This is a genomic window from Plantactinospora sp. BB1 (assembly GCF_003030385.1).
Classification (GTDB): Bacteria; Actinomycetota; Actinomycetes; order Mycobacteriales; family Micromonosporaceae; genus Plantactinospora.
Map to the genome: position 1 here is coordinate 8,355,001 of NZ_CP028159.1, position 20,079 is coordinate 8,375,079.

5 protein-coding genes and 3 pseudogenes are annotated in these 20,079 nt (G+C 79.0%); 3 read left to right on the top strand and 5 right to left on the bottom strand.

Annotation, left to right across the window (positions count from 1 at the left end):
• Positions 1–1,513: 1,513 nt before the first annotated feature.
• Positions 1,514–1,858: a hypothetical protein gene (locus tag C6W10_RS37770; RefSeq protein ID WP_159104900.1), complete on the top strand. Its 345-nt coding sequence runs from the start codon at positions 1,514–1,516 to the stop codon at positions 1,856–1,858.
• Between the two features lie 6,509 nt (positions 1,859–8,367).
• Here C6W10_RS37770 and C6W10_RS36875 read toward each other — a convergent pair.
• The gene (locus tag C6W10_RS36875) at positions 8,368–8,553 is read right to left on the bottom strand and encodes an AMP-binding protein (RefSeq protein WP_107263512.1); all 186 of its coding nucleotides are present in this window, start codon (positions 8,551–8,553) and stop codon (positions 8,368–8,370) included.
• Between the two features lie 126 nt (positions 8,554–8,679).
• Between C6W10_RS36875 and C6W10_RS36880 the strand changes: the two genes are divergently transcribed.
• Positions 8,680–8,886, top strand: a complete 207-nt coding sequence (locus C6W10_RS36880) for a hypothetical protein (protein ID WP_159104901.1) — start codon at positions 8,680–8,682, stop codon at positions 8,884–8,886.
• An 812-nt stretch (positions 8,887–9,698) separates the two neighbouring features.
• Here the strand turns inward: C6W10_RS36880 and C6W10_RS36890 are convergent.
• The 4 genes and pseudogenes from C6W10_RS36890 to C6W10_RS39160 all read right to left on the bottom strand — a co-directional run.
• The gene (locus C6W10_RS36890; RefSeq protein ID WP_107263514.1) at positions 9,699–9,914 is read right to left on the bottom strand and encodes a hypothetical protein; all 216 of its coding nucleotides are present in this window, start codon (positions 9,912–9,914) and stop codon (positions 9,699–9,701) included.
• Positions 9,915–16,871: 6,957 nt separating this feature from the next.
• On the bottom strand, positions 16,872–16,997 hold the full coding sequence (locus tag C6W10_RS39375) for a hypothetical protein (RefSeq protein ID WP_255419738.1): 126 nt from the start codon (positions 16,995–16,997) through the stop codon (positions 16,872–16,874).
• 324 nt (positions 16,998–17,321) lie between these two features.
• Positions 17,322–17,525, bottom strand: a pseudogene (locus C6W10_RS38240) (GatB/YqeY domain-containing protein); the annotation flags it as partial.
• A gap of 438 nt (positions 17,526–17,963) precedes the next feature.
• Positions 17,964–18,131, bottom strand: a pseudogene (locus C6W10_RS39160) (flavoprotein); the annotation flags it as partial.
• A 1,629-nt stretch (positions 18,132–19,760) separates the two neighbouring features.
• On the opposite strand from C6W10_RS39160, the pseudogene C6W10_RS36965 reads away from it, so the two are divergent.
• A pseudogene (locus tag C6W10_RS36965) lies at positions 19,761–19,922 on the top strand (sugar transferase); the annotation flags it as partial.
• Positions 19,923–20,079: the final 157 nt, after the last annotated feature.

The window sequence follows — 20,079 nt, forward strand, 5'->3', positions numbered from 1 at the left end:
GGGTCCCCGGCCCCCTCCACCCCGCCCCCCCCACCCCCCCCGCCTCCCCCCGCCCCCCCCTCCCCCGCCCGCCCCTCCGCCCCACCCCCCCCGCCTCCCCGCCAGCCCGGAGCCCCTCCACGGCGGCCTCCCCCACGCCCGCTGCCGCACCGCCTAGCAGCCCCCGGCCAGGCTCCACCCCCCAGACCCAGGAGACTAGCCGCCTGTCCCTGCCCCCCAGTCCCTCTCGCCGACACTCGTCCCCCCCGACGTCCGCACCGCCCAACCCCACCCACCCGCCTGCCAGCGCCCACGGTCGCCCGCCGGGACGCCGCTCGACGCCCCCCTATGCCCCTCTGTTCCTCCCCCCCCGCTCCCCGCTCGTCTCCCCCCCTGCGTCCCGCCCGGCCCCCCGATCCCCACCCCGCAGGACCCACTGGACCTGCTCCGCCCGCCCCTCCTCGCTGCCCCGGTGGTGCCGCTGCCGGCGCTCCGCCTCGACCCGCGCCTCTCTCACCCCGCCACCCCCCTCGCCCCTTCGTCGCGGCCGTACCTCGCCCACCCCCCGTCTCGGCTCCGGCCGTCCTCGGTGCCGCTCCCCTCCCACCGCACCGTCGTGGTCGAGCCGGCCGAGTTCGCCCACCTCTGCCCGGCCCCGGTCGCCGCCCACCACCCCGCCGCCGGCATCGTCGTGCACCGGGTGGTGGCCCGCCTCCCGCAGCACCCGCTGACCGCCCGCCCCAACCTCCCGCCGTACGACCCGCCGGCCCCCCCCCCCCCCCCGCCCGCCCCCGCCCCCCCCCTCCCCCCCCCGCCCCCCCCCCCCCCCCCCCCCCCCCACCCCCCCCACCCCCCCCCCGCCCCCCCCCCGCCCCCCCTCCCCCCCCCCCCCCCCCCGCCCCCCCCCCACCCCCGCCCCCCACACCACCCCCCCCCCCCCCCCGTCCCCCCCCCCACCCAGAGCCACCGCCCCCCCCCTCCCGCCCGCGCGAACCCTCTCACACCCCACCAGCCGCGAGCACCCGCCGCCCCAGCCTCCGTCCCGCTGCACCGACGGTTGGGCGGGTGGCGTGGGGGGGAGGGGTCGGGCACGTGTGGCGGGTGGGGCGGCCGGGGGGGCCGGCGAGGGGTGACGGCGGCGTGCGGCGGGGGGGTGGGGGCGAGGGGGGCGTGCGCGGGGTCGGGGGCGGTGGGGGGCGGGGGGGCGGGGCGGGTGGGGGGGGGGGTGGGGCGGGGGGAGCGGGGGGGGGGGGGGGGGGGCGGGGGGGGGAGGGGGGGGGGGGCGGGGGCGGGGGCCGGGGGGGCGGGGGGGGGGGGGGGGGGGGGGGGGGGGGCGGGGCGAGGCGGGGCAGGCCGAGCGGAGCGGGCGGGGACGGGCTGCGGGCGATGGAGGAGTCGCGTGACGGGCGAGCCGGGCCCGGACCACCGGCTAGAGGCGACGGTCCGGGCCGGGGGGGAACTACTTCGTCACGGGGCTGGGTGGAGTGGTGAGCGGCTGGTTCTCGCGCTCGAGGTAGACCTCGGCGGATGGTACGTGATACCGGTGCTGGCGTGTCGGTTTCAGTGGGGCTTGGTTCACGCGGCGACCCTCAATGGCCGCGAATGGACCGGCTCGGTGACCGCGTCCGACTCCGCAATCGTGGACCGGCACGGACGGATCGCGATCGCCGCACCCCGCCGTGCGGTGTGGATGTTCGGGGATCCGCCCGCCGGCCTCGCCGAGCAGATCGGCCGGACCGGCGCCACGTTCGTGAACACCGGACGCGACACGTTCGCCGACCTGGTGGTGGCGCAGCGTTTCGCGGTCGAGGCCGCCGCTCACCACGGCCTCGACCCCGACGTGCCACGCAACCTGACCCGCTCGGTGGTACTGCGGTGACCGGGAGCTGGCTCTTATACACATCCAAAAAACAGACACGAGGCTCAGCCACACGCCGCGCCCGCCCGGTCCCGGTTCAGCAGCCCCCTCCCGCCGCCCGCCCCGCTCGCCACCCCTCTCGCCTCCACCTACCGCCGGCCCCTGCCCAGCCCCTCCGCCATCCCGCCCCGCCGGTCGCCTCGCGGCCCCCCCGCCCCCCCGGCCCCGTCCCCCACCTCCACCCCCCCCCACACCCCCCCCCCCCCCCCCCTCCCCGCCCCCCCCCCCCCCCCCCCCGCCCCCCCGGCCCCGCCCCGCCCCACCCCCCCCCCCCCACCCCCCCCGCCCCACCCCCCCCCCCGCCCCGCCCCCCCCCACCCCCCCCCCCGCCCCGCCCGGCCCCCCTCCCCGTCCGGACTCCCCCTCCGCCCCTCCCGCCCCCCCCGCCGGCCCGCCCCGCCGTCGCCCGCCACCCAAACCCCCCCGGCAGAGCTTGCCGCCGCCTGTGCCGCCCCCACCCACCACGCACCCGCCGCCACCCACGTCCTGCCCGGCCGCCCCCTGCCCGATGCCCTGCCCCACCTGCCCCGCCCCGGCCCCCTGGTCCCCGGCGGCCTTGCTCCCCTGGTCGCCCGTCCCCGCCGTCTTCGCCGCGACGCGCTCCGCCAGGCTGACCTCGCCGTCGCTCTCACCCCCGCCCGCGCCCTCCCCCCCCCCCCCCCCCCCCCCCCCACCCCCCCCCCCCTCCCCCCCGCCCCCGCCCCCGCCCCCCCCCCCCTCCCCCCCCCCGACCCCCCCCCCCCCCCCCCCCCCCGGCCCACACCCGACCAACCCACACCCCGTCCCCCCCCGCCCACAGCCGCGCCCCAGCCCGTCCCGCCCACTTCCACCAGGCCGCCACAGCGCACCACGCCCACCCACGCTGTCCGGCACAACCACACCGGACCCCGAACACCACTCCCCCGCCGACACGGCCTGCCCCACCTCCCCTCCACTCCCGCCACGAGGGGGGGAAGGAGAGGGGGGGAAGAGGGCGGGGAGAAAGGAAGGGGAAGGGGGAAGGGGAGGGAGAGGAGAGAGGGAGAGGGAGGGGAGGGGGGGGGGGGAGAGAGAGAGAGAGGAAGAGGGAAGAGAGGGGGGGGAGGGAGGGGGGGGGGGGGGGGGGGTAGGGGTGGGGGGGGGGGGGGGGAGGGGCGGGGGGGGGGGGGGGGGAGGGAGGGGGGGGGGGGGGGGGGGAAGGGGGGGGGGGGGGGAGGAGGGGGGGGGGGAGGGGGGAGGAGGAAAAAAGGAGGAGAGAAGGAGGAGAGAGAAGGAGAAAAGAGAGAGAAAGAAGAGAAGGGGGGAGAGAGAGGGAGAGAGGGAGGGGGGAGAGGGGAGGAGGGGGGAGGGAGGACGGGGGGGGGAAGGGGGAGGGAGGGGGGAGGGGAAGGGGGAGGGGGGGGGGAGACGCGGGAGGACGGGGGGGGAGAGGAGGAGGGGGAGGGGAGGGGGGGGGGAGGAGGAAGGGAAGGAGGGGGGAGGGAGGAAAGGCGGGGGGGAAAGGGAGGTGGAGGAGGGGAGGGGGAGGGGAGGAAAGGGAGAGAAAGGAGAGGAGGAAAAGAGGGAAGGGGGAGGAGGAGGGAAGGAGAGGGAGGAGAGAAGGGAAAGGGGAGGGGGGGGGGGAGGGGGAGGGGGAGGGGGGGGGGGGGGAGGGGGGGAGGGGGGGGGGGGGGGGGGCGAGGGAGGGGGGGGGGGGGGGGGGGGGGGGGAAGGGGGGGGGGGGGAGAGGGAGGAAGAAAAGGGGGAGGGAGGGAAGGGTAAGAGGGGAAGAAGAGAGAGGGGGGAGACCACGGGGGGGGAAGAAACGGGAACGGGGAGGGAGGGAAAGAGGGAACGGAGGAGAGGGGAAACCGCGGGGAGGGCGTAAAGAGGGAGGGAGGAGCGGACGGAGAGCTGTCGGTAGTGATGCTGTTTGTTCGGTTGCAGGTGGTTTCGGTCGATTAGTCTCACACGTATGTGGACGTCCATGACGCTGCTTGTGTTGTTTTAGATGTGTATAAGAGCCCGCCCTCGGTCCGTCCCGCCGATACGCATTCGGCGGGACGGACCGAGGGTGTGCCGACCGGGTTGGCGCCGCTATCGGCGTACCGGTGGAATCAGCGCCACCACGATCCGTCGCGGCCGACCGGCGGCCTCCACCGGGAACCTGTCTCGTATACAAATCTGACGCTGCCGACGCTACTCCTTGTGTAGGTCTCGCTGGTGTGCGCGTCACTGAAACTACACTGGCTGATGTGGGACAATGCTACAGTGGGCGCCCACGACCGGCCACTAACGCGCATATCGGCCACCGCGTGGAAGGGGACAGCCCCTCCCCCCCGCCCCTGTCCCCTCGCCCCGGCCGACCGCCTCCGCCGCACTCGCCGCCCCTCCCCTGGCCCGCCCCCCCGTCGGCCCCCACCATCCCTTTCCCCCCGCCCCTGCGGCGCCCCCCGCGCCCGCGCCCCCGCCCCCCCCCCCCCCCACCTCCCCCCCCCCCCCCCCGCCCCCCCCCCCCCCCCCCCCACCCCCCCTCCCCCCCCCCCCCCCGCCCCCCCCCCTCCCCGCCCCCCCCCCCCCCCCCCCCCCCCACCTCCCCCCCCCCCCCCCCCCCCCCCCCACCCTCCCCCCCCCACCCCCCCCCCGCCCCCCCCCCCCCCACCCCCTCCCCCCCCACCCCCCCTCCCCCCCCCCCCGCCCCCCCCGCCTCACCCCCCGCCCCCTTCGGCCGCCGCGCCCCCTCCGCCGCCCCGCCCCTCCCCCGCCCCCCCGCCCCGCGCCGCCCCTCGCCGGGGCTGTGGGGGGCGGGGGGTGTGGGTGGGGCGGGGCGGTGCTGGGCCGGGCGGTGGGGGGCTGGCGGGGCGGGGGCGTAGGTGCGTGGGGGCCGGGCGACGGGTGGGGGGGGGGCGGGGTGGCCGGAAGGGGGCGGGGCGGGGTGGGGGGGGGGGGCGGGGGGGCGGGGGGGGTGGGGGCGGGGGGGGAGGGGGGGGGGGGCGGGGGGGGGGGGGAGGGGGGGCGGGGGGGGGGGGGAGGGGGGGGGAGGGGGGGGGGAGGGGAACGGCAAATAGAGCGGGTACGGGGTGGACGGGGGGGAGTGAGTGAGCAGGTGCGAGGGGAAGACAGGAGCGGGCCGGGGAACGGTAAAGTAGGAGCCGGAGCGGGGGAAGGGAGGGTCATGGGGCGACAACGACGGCAACGGGGGGGACCGGGGCCTCGCCGGCAGGGCGGACATGGACGGGCAGCGGCACGAGCGTGTGCGTGCCGGCGTGGGGGGCGGGTTGCTGGTGTGGGTAGGCGTGGGGGGAGCGCAGGGGCGGGGGTGGTCGGTGGTGTGTTGGGCCTGGGGGGTGGGGGGGGTCGGGGGGGGGGGGGGGGGGGTGGGGGGTGTGGGGGGGGGGGGGGGTGGGGTGGGGGGGGGGGGGGTGGGGGGCGGGGTGGGGGGGGGGGGGTGGGGGGTGGGGGGGGGGGGGGGGGGGGTGGGGGGTGGGGGGGGGGGCGGGCGGGGCGGGGGGGGGCCGGGCGAGCGGCGCGGGCAGGGGGCCGTCCACGGCCGCGCTCAGCGCGGTCAGCGGCGGGGGCACCGTACGCCGCCGGGCGGTGACGGTCGGCTCGCGGGCCTCGATGTCGGCCCGGCCGAACCGGGCCAGAGCGTGCAGGGCCAGCACCTGGTGCGCGGCGAAACCGTCCGCCTGGGGCCGGTTGACCGGCTCGCGGGGGGGTCTCGCAGCGCGGGTGGCGGGGCGGGGCGGAGGGGGGGGGGCGGGCGCGCGGCGGTGGTGGCGGACGGTGGCGAGGCGGGCGGGGGCGGGGGGTGGGGAGAGGTGCGGTGGAGGGCTGGGGCCGGGGCGGGGGGGGGTGGCGGGCGGGGGGGGGGGTGGGGGGGGGGGGGCTGGGGCGGCGGGGGGGGGGGGGGGGGGGGGGGGCGGCGGGGCGGGGGGGGGGGGGCGGGGTGGGGGGGGGGGGGGGGGGGGTTGGGGGGGGGGGGGGGGGGGGGGGAGGGAGGGGGGGGGGGGGGAGGGGGAGCGCGTGGGGGTAGGTGTGGCGAGCGAACGGCAGGAACGGGAGAAGAAGGTTGCGGCAGAGGGCAAGATGGAGGGAGGGGGTGAACGGACGGGAAGAGAGGAGAGGGCGGGCCGCGAGAAGAGCGACAGAGAAGACGAGCGGAGTGTGGTGGAACGGGGCGAGCACGGCGGGGAGCGGATCGCCGGGGGCACCGGCCGCGCCGAGAGGGATGCCGGTACCGGAAATGCCAGAGGGGGTGACGATGAGGCTCGCCGAACGGGAGGCGGGGACCGTGGCCCGGACGGGGGCCCAGGTAGATCTCAACGCGGCGCCCGGCGGCGACCAGGCTGGCCGGGCCCCGGAGCCTGTCTCTGATACAAATCTAAGACTCGGGGGACGGCCTGGCGGACGCAGGGGGCCCACTCCTCGAAGCGGACGGCGTAGACGCGGTGGAGGACCTCGGCGGTTAGGGGGGCGCAGGGGGGGGCAGCGATGAAGGCGTATAAGAGGGCACCAGGGCAAGAGTCGCTGAGGGTGCGACGGAAGAGGCGGGCGATGGCATGGAGGTCGTGAGAAGGGGGGGTGCAACGAGGATCACGTGTGAGCGCGGCGAGGGTGAGGGGTGGGGTGGGAAGGTGCCGGGAGCAGAGGGGTGGCGTGGGGTGGGGGCGGGGTGGGTTGGGGGGCCAGGGAGGGGGGGAGGGGTGGGCGGGGGGGGGCGGGGGGGCGGGGTGGGGGGGGGGGGGGGTGGGGGGGCGGGGGGGGGGGGCGGGGGGGGGGGGTGGGGGGGGGGCGGGCGGGGGGGGGGGGGGGTGTGGGGGGGTGTGGGTGGTGGGGGGGGCGGGGGGGTGGAGAGAGGGGGGGGCGTCGGCGGCGGCAGGTGGGTAGGGGAGGCGGGGTGTCGTGGCGGGCGCGGGGCGGGCGCCGGTGGGGGCGGCCGGGGCAGTGCGGGGGTGGGGGATCGGGAGGTCGAGTGCGCCGGGGGGGTGGCGGGAGAGGGGCAGGGGGGGGCCGGGCGCCGCCCCAGGATACGCTGTGCTGGCGCGCGGTTGGCCTGCGCGTCGGCTGCTGGGCGGCGCGGTGCGGCGCGGGGGTCGCTGTGGTGGCGCGGTGGTGGGTGGGCCGGCCCGCGCGGGGTCGGCGCCGAGGCGGGCGGGGGGGGTGGGGGCGGGGGGGGAGGGGGGCGGGGGGGGGGTGGGGTGGGGGGGGGGGGGGTGGTGTTGGTGGGGGGGGGGGGGGGGGGGGGGGGGGGTGGGTGGGGGGGGGGGGGGTGGGGGGCGCGCGTGGTGGGGTGGGGCAGCGGGCTGGGTGGGGGGGCGAGGCGCGTGTGGCGGGGGGGCGTGGGGGGGGTGGGGGTGTGGGGGGGGGGGTGGGCGGGGGGCGCTGGGGGGTGTGGGGGGGGGCGGTGGGGGGGCGGGCGGGGGGGCGTGGGGGGGTGCAGGGCGGGCGGGGGGGGGGCGTAGGGGGGCGGGGGGGGGGTGGGGCGGAGGGGGGGGGCGGGGGGGGGGGAGGGGGGGGATGAGGGGAGGGGGTGGGGGGGGGGGGGGAGGGAGGGGGGGGGGGGGGGGGGGAGCGGGGGGGGGGGAGGGGGGGGGAGGGGGGGGGGGGGGGGGGCGAGGGGGGGGGGGGGGGGGGGAGGGTGGGGGGGGGGGGGGGGGGGGGCGCGGGGGGGGGGGGGGGGGGGGGGGCGGGGGGGGGGGGGGGCGGGGGGGGGGGGGGCGGGGGGGGGGGGGGGTGGGGCGGGGGGAGGGGGAAGGGGGGGGGGGAGCGGCGGGTGGACGGCGGGGGGGGGTGGGGCGTGGCGGGGGGGGGGGTGGGAGGGGGGTGGGGGGACGGGGGGGGAGGGCCGGGCGGGGGGCGGGGGCCGGCGGGAGTGGCCGGGGCGAGCCGGCGGCCGAGCCGGGGGGGTAGCCGGGGAGGCACGGCGCGGCGCAACCCGGGCAGTGGCTGCCGGCAGCATCCCCGCCGCCGCCGCCGCCTGTCCTAACCGCGACTCCTACCTTGCCTGCCCGCCCCCTCCCCCGTCCCGCCCTCCTGCCCCCCCCGCCCCTCCCCCCCCCCGCCCCCCGCCCCCCCGCCCCCGCCCCGCCCCCCCCCCCCCCCCCCGCCCCCCCCCGCCCCCCGCCCCCCCGCCCTGCCCCCCCTACACCCCCCCCCCCGCCCCCCCCCCCCCCCCCCCCACCCCCCCCCCCCCCCCCCCCCCCCACACCCCCCCCCCCCCCCCCCCCACCCCCGCCCCCCCCCCCCCCGCCCCCCCCACCCCCCCCCCCCCCCCCGCCCACCCCCACCCCCCCCCCCCCCCCCACTCCCCCCCCCCCCCCCCCCCCCCCCCCCCCGTCCCCCCCCCGCCCCCCGACACCCCCACGCCCCCCGCCACCACTACCGCCCCACGCTGCTCCGGCGTTGTCTGATGCTGGGTGGTGCTGTCGCTAGCAGTGCTGCTGGGCGGAGTAGGCGAGGAGCGACATGGAGGAGGTTCTTGTGTCTATCGCTGCGGCCACCGACGATCCCTACGCCGGCAGCATCGTCGCCAGCGTCAGATGTGTATAAGCGCCAGGCGCCGAAACACCCGCCGCACCCGCCATCTCCGCCAACCGCGCGGCCGGCAACGACGGGTCCAACGGCACATACACCCCACCCGCCCACCACACCGCGAGCACCACCACCGGCAGATCCACCCCACGGGGCACACACACCCCGACAGCTGTCGCTTATACACACCTAACACATACTATGACATCGAGGCCCGGAACGACGTCACCGCCCACGACACCAGCAACACACCGGCCAGACGGGCGCACGAGCACCGGCGGGAGGGCGACTTGCGCGCCGGCGGCGACATGTCGTTCGACGAGTTGGCGAACCGGATGTTCTCCATCCTGTCCCTCAGCCTCCTGCTGGACATCATCGGCCACCACTCCCACCCGGTCGCGCCGCTGTTCCTGCCCTACGCCGACTGCGGCAAGGACTGGTTCAGCCTGGAACTGGCCCGGTTCCGCCACCAGGCCCGTCTCTTATACACACCTTAAAAACATAGAGTCCTCGGTCTTTATTATGTGCATTGGTTTCTGTATTTGCTGCTTATTACACTACTTGGCCGCATCGTCCTTATTGTCGCTTATACCGCACTCCCGCTGGCGCTGCATACACAGGTGTACGTACCGCGCTTCGCCGACTGCATACATACACCAGAGCACACTGCAGCAAGCGAGGGTGGGGCGGGGTGGGCCGGGGCGGCCTAGCGGGGCGTGGGCGCCGAGGGGCGCGGTGTGGGGGGGCTGGGCGGCGGGTGCGGCCGGGGGCGGCGTCGCCGGGGGGGGAATGGAGCGGTTGGGCGAGGCGGACCGGCGGGGGTGGGGGGGGGGGGGGGGTGGGGGGGAGGGGGGCGGTGGGGGGGGGGGGGGGGGGCGGCGGGGGCGGCGGGGGCGGCGGCGGGGGGGGGGGGGGGGGGGGGGGGGGGGGCGGGGGGGCGGTGGGGGGGGGGGGGGGGGTGGCGGTGTAGGGGGGGAGGGGGGGCGTGCGGGGGGAGGGGGCGGAGCTGGGGGGCCAAGGCGGCGAGCAGCTCGGCGGCGACACGGGACCGGAACTCGGCGAGGAAGACGCGGTAGGAAGGATGGACGCCTCGCTGGGGGGGGAAGGTTCGGGCCCGCAGGGGGTAGAACTGCGGGTTTGATGTGTTGTGAGTCCATTTTATTGGTGTAGTGTCGGTTAGTGGAGTGCTAATGGTGTTATTGATGTAGGAGTGAGGGTGGGTGGAGGGCAGTGTACAGGTGAGGGTGGTTGCTGCCTAATATGTAGAAGGAAGTCAGTGTTGGTGGGTCGGGACGTATGGCGAGAACCGTTAACGTTTTTCTTTAGAGATGTGTATAAGAGACAGGAGCAGGGCATGGGGCAGGAGGTGGCGGGCGGCGAGCTGCTGGTTGAGCGAGGTGACCAGTTCCTGGCTACGCAGGTGGCGCTCGTCGGCGCCCAGCACGAGCGTCGGCGAGAACAGAAAATCGAAGAGTTCAACGAGAGAGGCGGCGACCTGAGGATACGCGATGAAGGTGGAATACATGTAGTCGAAGGCACTAATACTCTTACCCCTTTGTGGGAGTCCTATTGTTGTGTTTCTTGTTGTCGGTCTATAGCTGGTTTAGTTGTTTTTTTAATATGTGTATAAGGGTGAGGAACACGTCGTCGAGGCTGGGCCGGTGCAGCTCGATCGAGCTGCACCGGCCCAGCCTCGACGACGTGTTCCTCACCAAGACCGGCCGCTCGCTGCGCGAGTCCTGACCACTCGCCGCGCGAGTCCCGCGCCTACGCCGCGAGTCCCGCGCCTGTCTCTTATACACCTCGACCGCTGCCGACGACACTGCCTGTGGAGATCTCTGCTGTCGCCGCTAAGTTGATAGAGCAGGTTGAACTCGGCGTCAGTGCTGCCGCACCTAACACAAATGAAAATAGTGATTACCTCGCCAGTGCATGTCAGGGGGGGGGGTGGGGGGGGGAGGGCGGGGGGGTGGCGGGGGCGGGGGGGGGGGGGCGCAGCGGTGGGGGGGGGGGTGGGCGGGGCGGGGGGGGGGGGGGTGGGGGGCGGGGGGGGGGGGGTGGGGGGCGGGGGGGGGGGCGGGGGGGGGTGGGGGCGGGGGGGGCGGGCGGGGGGGGGGGGGGCGGGGGGGGGGAGGGCGGGGGGGGGGGGGGGGTGGGGGGGGGGGGGCGGGGGGGGGGGCGGGCGGGGGGGGCGGGGGGGGGGGAGGGGGGGGGGGGGGGCGGGGGGGGGGGGGGGGGGGGCGGGGGGGCGGGGGCGGGGGCGGCGGGGGCGGGGGGGGGGGCGGGCGGCAGGGGGGGGGGCGGCGGGGCGGGGTCGTGGGTCGGGGGGTCGGCGGCGGGGTGGTCGAGCAAGGCGGCGCTGGGGGGGCGCTGCGGGATGGTGTGGTGGCTGCCCACCGTCCCCCCCGCCGCCGTCGGGCTGCCCGCCTTCGGCCCCCCGGCGGGCTTCCTCGCCCGGCACGTCCCCCCCTCGCGCGGGCACCCCGACCGCCCCCTCCCCCCCCCCCCCCCCCCCCCCCCCCCCCCCCCCCGCCCCCCGCCCCCGCCCGCCCCCCCCCCCCCCCCGCCCTCCCCGCCCTCCCCCCCCCCGCCCCCCCCGCCCCCCCCCCCCCCCCCCCCCCCGCCCCCTCCCCCCCCCCCACCCCCCCCCCGCCCCCCCCCCCCCCCCCACCGCCCCCCCCCCCCCCCCCCCCCCCCACCCCGCCCTCCCCCCTCCCTGCCCCCGCCCCCTCCCCCTCGCCCCCCCGCACCCCGCCCGCACCCCCCCCACCGCCCCCCCGCCCCCCCGCGGCCACGCCCCCGCCCCCGCCGCCACCATCCCCCACACCGCCCCCGACCAAACACGGTCCACCTCGGCGCTGTCATGCCCGTACGCGTCTTCGGTCAGGCAGAGCGCAGACGGCAACAGGCCGACGGCGGCGGCCTGGCCGGCCCAGACATGACGGGCACCCAAGAACTACACTGTCGCTTCAACACATCTGACGCGTCAGAAGTTGTGTAGAGGAGACAGGTACGGACATCCGGCCGCCGACCGGGCGGAGAGCGGACCCGGCACCGGCCGGGCGGGCCGCACTTTGCCGGAGGAGGGAGGAGACGGGGACGGGGGGGGACGGGGGGGGGAGGAGAGGAGGCAGGAGGGGAAAGGGGGGGGGGGGGGGAGGGGTGGGCGGGGGGGGGCGGGGGGGGGTGGGGGGGGGGGGGGGGGGGAAGGGGGGGGGGGGGGGGGGGGGGGGGGGGGCGGGGGGGGGGGGAGGGGGGGCGGGGGGGGGGGGAGGGGGGGGAGGGGGGGGAGGGGGGGGCAGCGCGGGGGGGTGAGAGGAGGAAGCGGAGGGGGGGGCGGCAGGCAGAGGGGGGGGTGGTGGGCGGGGGCGGAGGAGGGGGGATGCGGGGCAGGCGGGCGGGGGGGGGAGGGGGTAGGAGGGGGGATGGGGGGATGGTGGCGGACGGGAGGGCGGGGGCAGGGGGGGGGGGGGGGTGGGGGAGGTGGGGGGGGCGAAGCGGGGGGCGGGTGGGGCGGGGGGGGGGGGGGCGTCAGGTCGTCCGGCCGGCCCCGCACGACCCGCTGACCGTCGCCGTCGCCCCCGCCCGTCCCGAGGCGCACCTGCGGACACCCGTACACGCGGACATCCCCCGCCCCTTCGACCTCGACCGGCGGCCGGTCCTGCGCGCCACGCTGCTCCGCACCCCACCGGCCGAGCACGTCCCGCCCCCCCTCCTGCACCCCCTGGCCCGCCCCCCCCCGCCGCCCCCGCCGCCCCCGCCGCCCCCGCCGCCCCCCCCCCGCCCCCGCCCCCGCCCCCCCCCCCCCCGCCCCCCTCCCCCCCCCCCCCGCCCCCCCCGCCACCCCCCCCCCCGCCCCCGCCCCCCCGCCCGCCACCCCCCCCCCCGCCGCGCCCGGCCGCCACCCACCCAGCCCCGCGCGACGCCGCCGCCGCCCCCCGCCCACGCACACGCACCCCCGCACAGGCCCCGCGAGCACCTGGGGGGGGGGGGGGGGGGACGGGGGCGGGGGCGCCCGGCGGCGCGGGGGGGAGCGGGGGGGGGGGGGGGGGGGGGGGGGCGGGTGGGGGAGCGGGGGGGGGGGGGGGGGGCGGGGCGGGGGGGGGGGGGGCGGGGGCGGCGGCGGGGGGGGGGGCGGGGGGGGGGGGGGGGGGGGGGGGGGGGGGGGCGGGGGGGCGGCGGGCGGGGGGGGGGGCGGGGGCGGCGGTAGCGGTGGGTCACCGCCGACGAGGCGAGCGGCATCGACGAGAAGTTCCGTGCGTTGCGCGAGAAGCGCCGGATCGGCTACATGGTGACGGACGCCCGGTGCCAGGCGACCGCCATCGCAGTGGGCGGCGCACGGGCGGGGGCCGTCGGCGCCGGGGCGCGGCCACAGGCGTGGAAACGAGTCACCGATGGGGATGGCGCCAAGCATGCCCGCGTAGACGCCCCTACTCCGGCCCGACTCGCCGGCCCACCCGCTCGCTCCCCGTCGGCCGGTCCTCCCCGCGCCCGCCGCCCTCGTCCGCCGCCTGCTGTCCGACGACCCCCCCCACGCCCCGCCGCCCCAGCCGACCCCCCACCCCCCCCCCCCGGCCCGCCCCGCCCCCCCCCCCCGCCCCCCCGCTGCCGCCCCCGCCCACCGCGCCCGCCGTCGCGCGTCCCCCGCGCCCGACCCCCCCCCCGCCGCCCCCCCCCCCCCCCTCCCCCCCCCCCCCCACCCCCTCCCCCCCCACCCCCCCCCCCCCCCTCCCCGCCCCCCCCCCCCCCCACCCCACCCCCGCCACCCGCCCCGCCAACCCGCCACCACCATCCCCCCGCCACGCAGCGCCCCCACCCGCCCGCGCCACCCCCAGACGCAACCCGACAGCCACCACCACCCCCGACAACACACAGTCCGGGCCCGCCCGCTGAACCATCACGACACCTGGTCGCTGCGCGGGGCCGGGCTCGCCGCCGACCGCCTGCCGCTGGTCCTCGGCTGCCACCCCCCCGGTGTCGACCCGGACGGCAACGCGGGGGTGCGGCATCCGGTCATCCCCGACCCGCGCGCTCCCCCGGCGCACCCCCCGACCACCGCCCCGCCGCCCCCCCCCCCCCACCCCCCGCCCCCCCCCGCCCCCGCCGCCCCCGCCCCCCCCCCCCCCCCCCCCCCCCCCCCCCCCACCCCCCCCCCGCCGCCCCCCCCCCCCCCCCGCACCCACCCCCCCCCCCCCCCCCCCCCCCCACCGCCCCCGCCCCCCCCCCCCCCCACCCGCCCACCCCTCCCCACCCCCCCCCCGCCCCTCCCCACCCGCCCCCCCCGCCCCCCGCCCACGCACACCCCCCCCCACCTCCCCCTGAAGGTGGGTTGTGTGGGTGGGGTCGTGACCAAGGGCGTGATTGCTGCAGGCGGGTGTACGAGGTTGTGGGGTAGGCAGGGGGGGGTGAAGCCGCTGGGGTGGCGGGGGAGGGGGGGTGGGGGGGGGGGGGTGGGGGTGTGGGTGGGGGGGGGGGGGGGGGGGGTGGGAGGGGGGGGGGGGGGGGGGGGGGGTGTGGGGGGGGGGGGTGGGGGGGTGGGGGGGGGGGGCGGGGCGGGGGCGGGGGGCGGGCTGGCGCGGGGGGGGGGGCGGGACGGGGGGCGGGCGTCAGCGAGGGCGTGGGCCGGCGCGGCGAGAGGGGGGCGGAGGTGCGGGGAGGGGAGCGGGGGGGCGGGGCGGGGCGACTGGATGGCTTGGGGGGGGGGGCGGGACGCGGCGGGGAGGGGGGGGGGGTGGGGCGGGCGGACGGGGAGGACGGGGCGGGGGGCGTCGACCCCGTTCTCCTGCACCATCACCTCCTTCATCCCCAGCGACGCTCCTACGTCTGCGACCTTCCGTGTGTGGTTTGACTTTTATCCGCCGATCGACCCCCGCGTGTCGGCGCCCTTCGCCCGCGCTTCCGCTCCGATTTCCTCCCTCTTTCTCTTCTTGTTTCCTCCCTACCCCACCCCCTCCTTTCCTTCCTCCCCCCTTCCCCCCCTCGCCCCCCCCCCCCCCCCCCCACCCCTACCCCCCCCCCCCCCCCCCCCATCCCCCCCCCCCCCCCCCCCCCCCTCCCCACCCCCCCCCCCACCCGCCCCTCCCACTCCGCCCGCACACGTCCCGCCCCCCCTCCCCCCGCGGCCCGCCGCGCCCCGCCCCCACCCGCACACAGACCCACAGCACCCCAGCCCCCCCCCACCCCCCTTCCCACACCCCACCCCCCCACCCCGCGCCCGAGCCGCCCCGCCCTCCGCCGACTGCCGCGCCGCCCCCTCAGTTCCACTCGCCCTGCCATCCTCCAGAGCGGCTGATCCGGCGGGTCCCCCCGTGCGGCTGCGCTGCACGCCGCCGCCTTCACCGCGTCTATGCACGTCGCGATCCGCAGGATCTCGACGCCGACATCCGCCAGCGACCGGATCTGCTCCTCGTACACCTCCCGGACCCTGTCCACTATACACATCTCCACACAACAAACACCCTCTAACTGTGCGACCTCCCCCTCGTCTTAACCATGTCCCCGCCCACACCCGCTTCTTTCACACCCCTGTACCTTGCACCGCGCCCCCGCTTCGAGCTACCTCTTACCGCCCTATTCCCAAGAAACGCCCATCCATCACCCCACAAGCGACACGCGGTCGTGCGGGGGCGGGTGGGCGGCGGGGGGGCGCGCCGCCTGGCGAGAGCCTCAGGGTGGACGTTGGTGCGGGCGGCCCGCGGTCGGGGTGCGGGGGCCCGGCGGGCTGCGAGTGGTGGGGGGCGGGCGGGCGGGGCGGGGGCGAGGGGCGGGCGGGGGGCGGGGGGGGGGGGGTGGGGGGTGTGGGGGGGGGGGGTGGGGGGGGGGGGGGGGAGGGGAGGGGGGGGGGGGGGGGTGGGAGGCGCGCGGTGTCGAGGAGGGAGGAGGAGATGGGGGGGGGGGGGAGCGTGAGCAGTGGACGGCGGGGTGGGGCGGGGTAGCGCTGCGCGGGGTCGGGTGGGCCGGCAGGTGCGGGTGCGGCGGGGGGGTTGGAGGGGTGGCGGGGGGTCAGCTCGGGCGGGGGAGGGAGGTAGGCGAACGCGGGGAGGCGGGCTGGGTGGGCCCCTCGACTGTCGACGCATGCCGCTTTCCGGCCCGCGTTGCTCCGCCCCGACTAGCTCCGTCTTCCGCTCCTCTTCCACTACACCCCTTTCCCCACCTGTCTCGCCCCCAACCATCGTCGTCGACTCCTCTGCCCCCTCACCAGCCTGTCCGTTCTTCCCCCCCCGCTCCGCTTCCACCTCGGCCCCCCCGCCTCTCTTTTCCCCTTCCGTCGCACTCTCCTCCTGCTCCGCCCCGCCCCCGCTGCTCTTTCCCCCTTCCGTCCCGCCCACCCCGCCCCTCCGTTTCCCCTGCCCCTGCTCCTTCTCTTCGCCCTCCGCGACTCCACCCTCTCCTCCCTCGCCCCCCCCCTCTCCCCGCACCACCTCCAGTCCCTCCTCTACCCCTCCTCCCCCTCCCCCCCCCACCCCCCCCCCCCCCCCCCCCCCCTCCTCCCCCCCCCCCGCGCGGGCACTTCCTCGCGCTGGCGACCCCGGAGCTCCTCCCCGGCCCTGCCCGGCAGTTCCTCAGCCAACTGCGCTGACTCCCACCCCGCTCCGCCGGGCCCTTCCTCCCGCCGCTCTCGGCGCACGGCCGCCTCCTCCGGCGCGCGGCGCTCCTCGCATACGGCCAGCGCCTGCCGCCAGTCCACCCGGCCCTCCTCGCCCCCCCCGCCCAGCCGCGGTAGCGACTGCGGCGCCCCCGCCCCGCACCCCTCCGTCCCCGCCGCCCGCCCGGCCGCCGCGGCCCCGGGCACGGCGTCGGCGCCCCCCTCCCGGCAACCGCGCCCCAGCCCGGCCCCCCCCCGCACCCCCGCGCCCGCCCCCCCCCCCCCCGCCGCCCCCCCGCCCCCCCCCCCCCCCCCCCCCCCCCACCCCACCCCCCCCCCCCCCCCCCCACCACCCCCGCGGAGGGCGGTGGCGCAGGGGGGGGCGGAGGTGGGGGGAGACGGATGGGGTGTGTGGGGGGGGGGGGGGTGGGGGGGAGGGGGGGGGGGGCGGGGGGGGGGGTGGGGGGGGGTGGGGGGGGGGTGGGGGGGGGGGTGGGGGGGGGGGGGGGGTGGGGGGGGCGGGGGGCGGGGAGGGGGGGGGGGGCGGGCGGGGGGGGGGGCGGGGTGGGGGGGGGGGGCGGGGGGGGGGGGGGCGGGGGGCGTGGGCGGGGGGCGGGGGGCGGGGAGGCGCGGCCGCCTGGGAGGTGGGGTACCGGCCCTCGGGGGTCTTCGGGGACGGGCGGACGGGGGCGGTGGACAGCGCGGCCGGCGAGGTGGGGCTGGAGGGGCTGACCGGGAGGGCCGGCAGGGAGGGGAGATCGGTGGGGTTGGTCAGGCGCGAGGCCAGGGTGGCGGCGTACGCGGTGGGTGAACTGCCACTGACCGCGGGACGAGCCGATCCCGGGGCGGGCCGAGCCCGTTACTGGCCGATCCTGTTATCGGTGACCGGCCGATCCGTCAGCGGGGACCGGCGAGCCGGCGGCCGAGTCGGCCGTGCTCGACGTAGAACGCCGGCCCGGCACCGGGCCGCCACGGCAGCGCGGCGAGCAACAGGATGATCGCCAGGGCGAGCGCGCTGTCCACAAGAGGTCTCTTATACACATCTAATAGAAATTACAATGAAATAGAAGAAACAAAAAACTAGTAGTCATATCCGTACACAGACATCACATGATAATCTGTAGTAAGAGACACACAAGAACACAAGTACATCGGATGATTAACTCTAGGTTGATTGTACATACGATAGCTAGTAAGAGTGGATATGTGGAAGCTTAAGACGTGTAGTTGAGATAGGGTTTTGAGAATCGTGCGAGTATGCAAATTGCTGTAAGGTTGACCGCTGGGGTAGCAATGAGGTGTAGCGGAATGCCAGGCGATGGCCTGTTAGATGTGTATAAGAGCCGGGTCGAGCACCCCACCCTCGGCCCGCACCCGCTCCGCCTGCTCGGCCCGCCCGGCGTCGCCGAAGACGGCGGCAGCCTCCCGGCGATTCTTGACTTCCTTGGTCAGCACAGCCAGCCCCTCGGGATCGGAGAGTTCCCGCTTCTCCTTGCCAGCGACCTCGGCGGTGCCGATCGCCGCCAACGCCAACCGCAGCGTCGAGGGGGTGGGTGTGCGGGCTGGTGGCGGTGCGGGAGGCAGGGCGTGGTTCGGGGGGATGGCGAGGAGGGGGGGGGGGGCCGGGGGGCGGGGGGGGGGCGGGGGTGGGGGGGGGGGGGGGCGGGGTGGGGGTGGGGGGGGGGGGGCGGGGGGGGTGGGGGGGGGGGGGGGCGGGCGGGGCGGGGGGGGGCGGGGGGGGGGGGGGGGGGGGCGGCGGCGGGGGGGGGGGCGGGCGGGGGCAGGACGCAGGTGGGGGCCGCCGCCCAGGCAGCGGTGGGGGAGTGAGTGGGGACCGGCTGGGGCCAGGGGACGGCGGCCGGGGGGGGGGCTGACGTCGGTGGGATGGCGGGCGGCCAGGGCGGCTACGGGCGGTGGCCGGGGGTGGAGGTGACGGGGCTGGGGAGGCGGAAGGGGGGGGGGAGGAGGACGGCCGGGGCGCCCCCGCGCGTTCTGCACGGTGGCCGGATGCTCCCACATCTCGCTGTGCATCGCCGGGGCGAGCACCACCGGCCAACGCGCGGTCAGCAGGGTCTTGGCGAGCAGGTCGCCGGCGCGACCGTGCGCTGCCCTGGCCCGCAGGTCGGCCGTCGCCGGGGCGACCACCACCCGCGCGGCCGCCCGCCCGACCCCGCCCCCGCCCCCCCCCCGCCCGCCGCCCCCGCCGCCCCCGCCCCCCCCCCCCCCCCCCCGCCCCCCCCCCGCACCCCCCCCCCCCCCGCCCCCCCCCCCCCCACCCTCCCCCCCCCCCCCCCCCCCCCCTCCGCCCCCCCCCCCCCCCCCCCCCCCCCCACGCCCCCCCCCCCCCCCCCCTCCACCCCCCCCCCCACCCCCCCCCACCCCCCCCCCCCCCGCCGCCGCCCCCCCCCCGCACCCCGCCCCCCCCAGCCGCTGGGGGAGTCGCTCTCGGTGCGTGTGGGGAGGGCATGGGCAGGGTCTCGGGGGATGGGGCGGGATGGCGGACGTGGGGGGGGGTGGACCGGGCCGCGGGGGGTGGTGCGCGCAGGGGGTGGAGAGCGGCGTCTGGGGGGCGTGATGGGCGGGGGGGGGTGGGGGGCGGGGGGGGGGGGGGGGGTGGGAGGGGGGGGGGGGGGGGCGGGGGGGGGCGGGGGGGGCGGGTGGGGGGGGGCGGGGCTGGTTGGTGATCGGTCTACTGGGCGGCCGGTTGCGGGGCCAGGCGGTGGGGGAGATAGTTGCGGGAGAGGCGTTCCACCACCGCACGGCCGTTGAGGACCAGCCAGTCCGACGGCTGCCCGATGTGTGCCGGAGGGTGGTCCGCAGAGCCGGCCTGGAGCGCCCGGACGCGGAGCGCCCGGCGCGGCTTCTCCGGCAGACCCAGCGCCGCGCCCGCCCCTGGATCCGGTTGACGAACCGACTCACCCCGCCTGCCTCGGTACCCACCTCGGCCGCCGCCGCATAACCCGCCTAGTCCGGCTATTCCAGGTCGCCGGTCGGACCGGCGGCCCCGTTCGCCCCGGCCCAGCCGGACCGCTTCCCGTCAACCCTCCTCACTCCCTCCCACCCGTCCCCGACCCACTCCCCCACCGCGTCTCCCCCCCCGCGCCCCCCCCCCCCCCCCCCCCCCGCCCCCCCCGCCCCCCCCCACCCCCCACCCCCCCCCCCGCGCCCCCCCCCCCCCCCCCCACGCCGCGCACCGCCAGACCGCGCCCCCGCCAGCCGCGCCACGCCAGCCCCCCTGCCGGCCCCGCCCGCGCTCACGCGACACGACGGCCGCCGTCATACCAGCCACGCACGCGTCCACCCGCCGTGCCGGATGGGGTATGGAGGAGCGTGTTGATGGTTTGTGAGGGTGCTCGTGTGGTTTGAGTGCTGTTGCTATTGGACTATGCGGCAGACCGGGTAGATTGAGAGAAGGTGCACTGACGACATCGTCCGATGTGTATATGAGCCCGGCGCGGGTACGTCGGCGAGTCCCGTGCCTTCTTCGGGGTCCGTGCCGCCAGTTGGGACGCCAGGTTCGGCGACGACCTGCCCGCCTACGCCGCCGCCGTCCGGGAGGCGCGACTGCCGGCCGGCGGCGGCGTAGGAGGGCAGGTCGTCGCCGAACCTGGCGCTGTCTCCTATACCCATCTAATATCAGTACATGTGATAGACACGAGAGAATCAACAACAGCAGCCATCATCCATAATAGCCCCTGTTCTCTTTCTCTTTCTCCTTTTGTTCTCTTATTTACTTTTCTTTTCCCTACTGTCTTCTCTTTTTTCTTACATTTGTATAAGCGACAGGCCGACGAGTACCGCCGGGTCACCTCGGCCAGCCTGCGGCTCGCCGGGGGAGACGCGATCGCCGGCTACCTCGCCGACGTCGGGGTCTCCCGGGGATTCCTCGGCATCTCGTTCGCGGTCGGCACCGTCGGGCTGGTGATCGCCCGGTTCGCCGCCCCGAAACATGGCTCGTATAAACATCTGACGCTGCCGACGGTACACCTGTGGTAGATCTCGGTTGACGCCGGAACAGTAACAACAAGACAAGAGCAAAGGAAGAGGAAAAAGTAAGAATGTGGAAGGGAGGAAACAGAAACAGGAAGCGGGCGGTCGTTGGTCT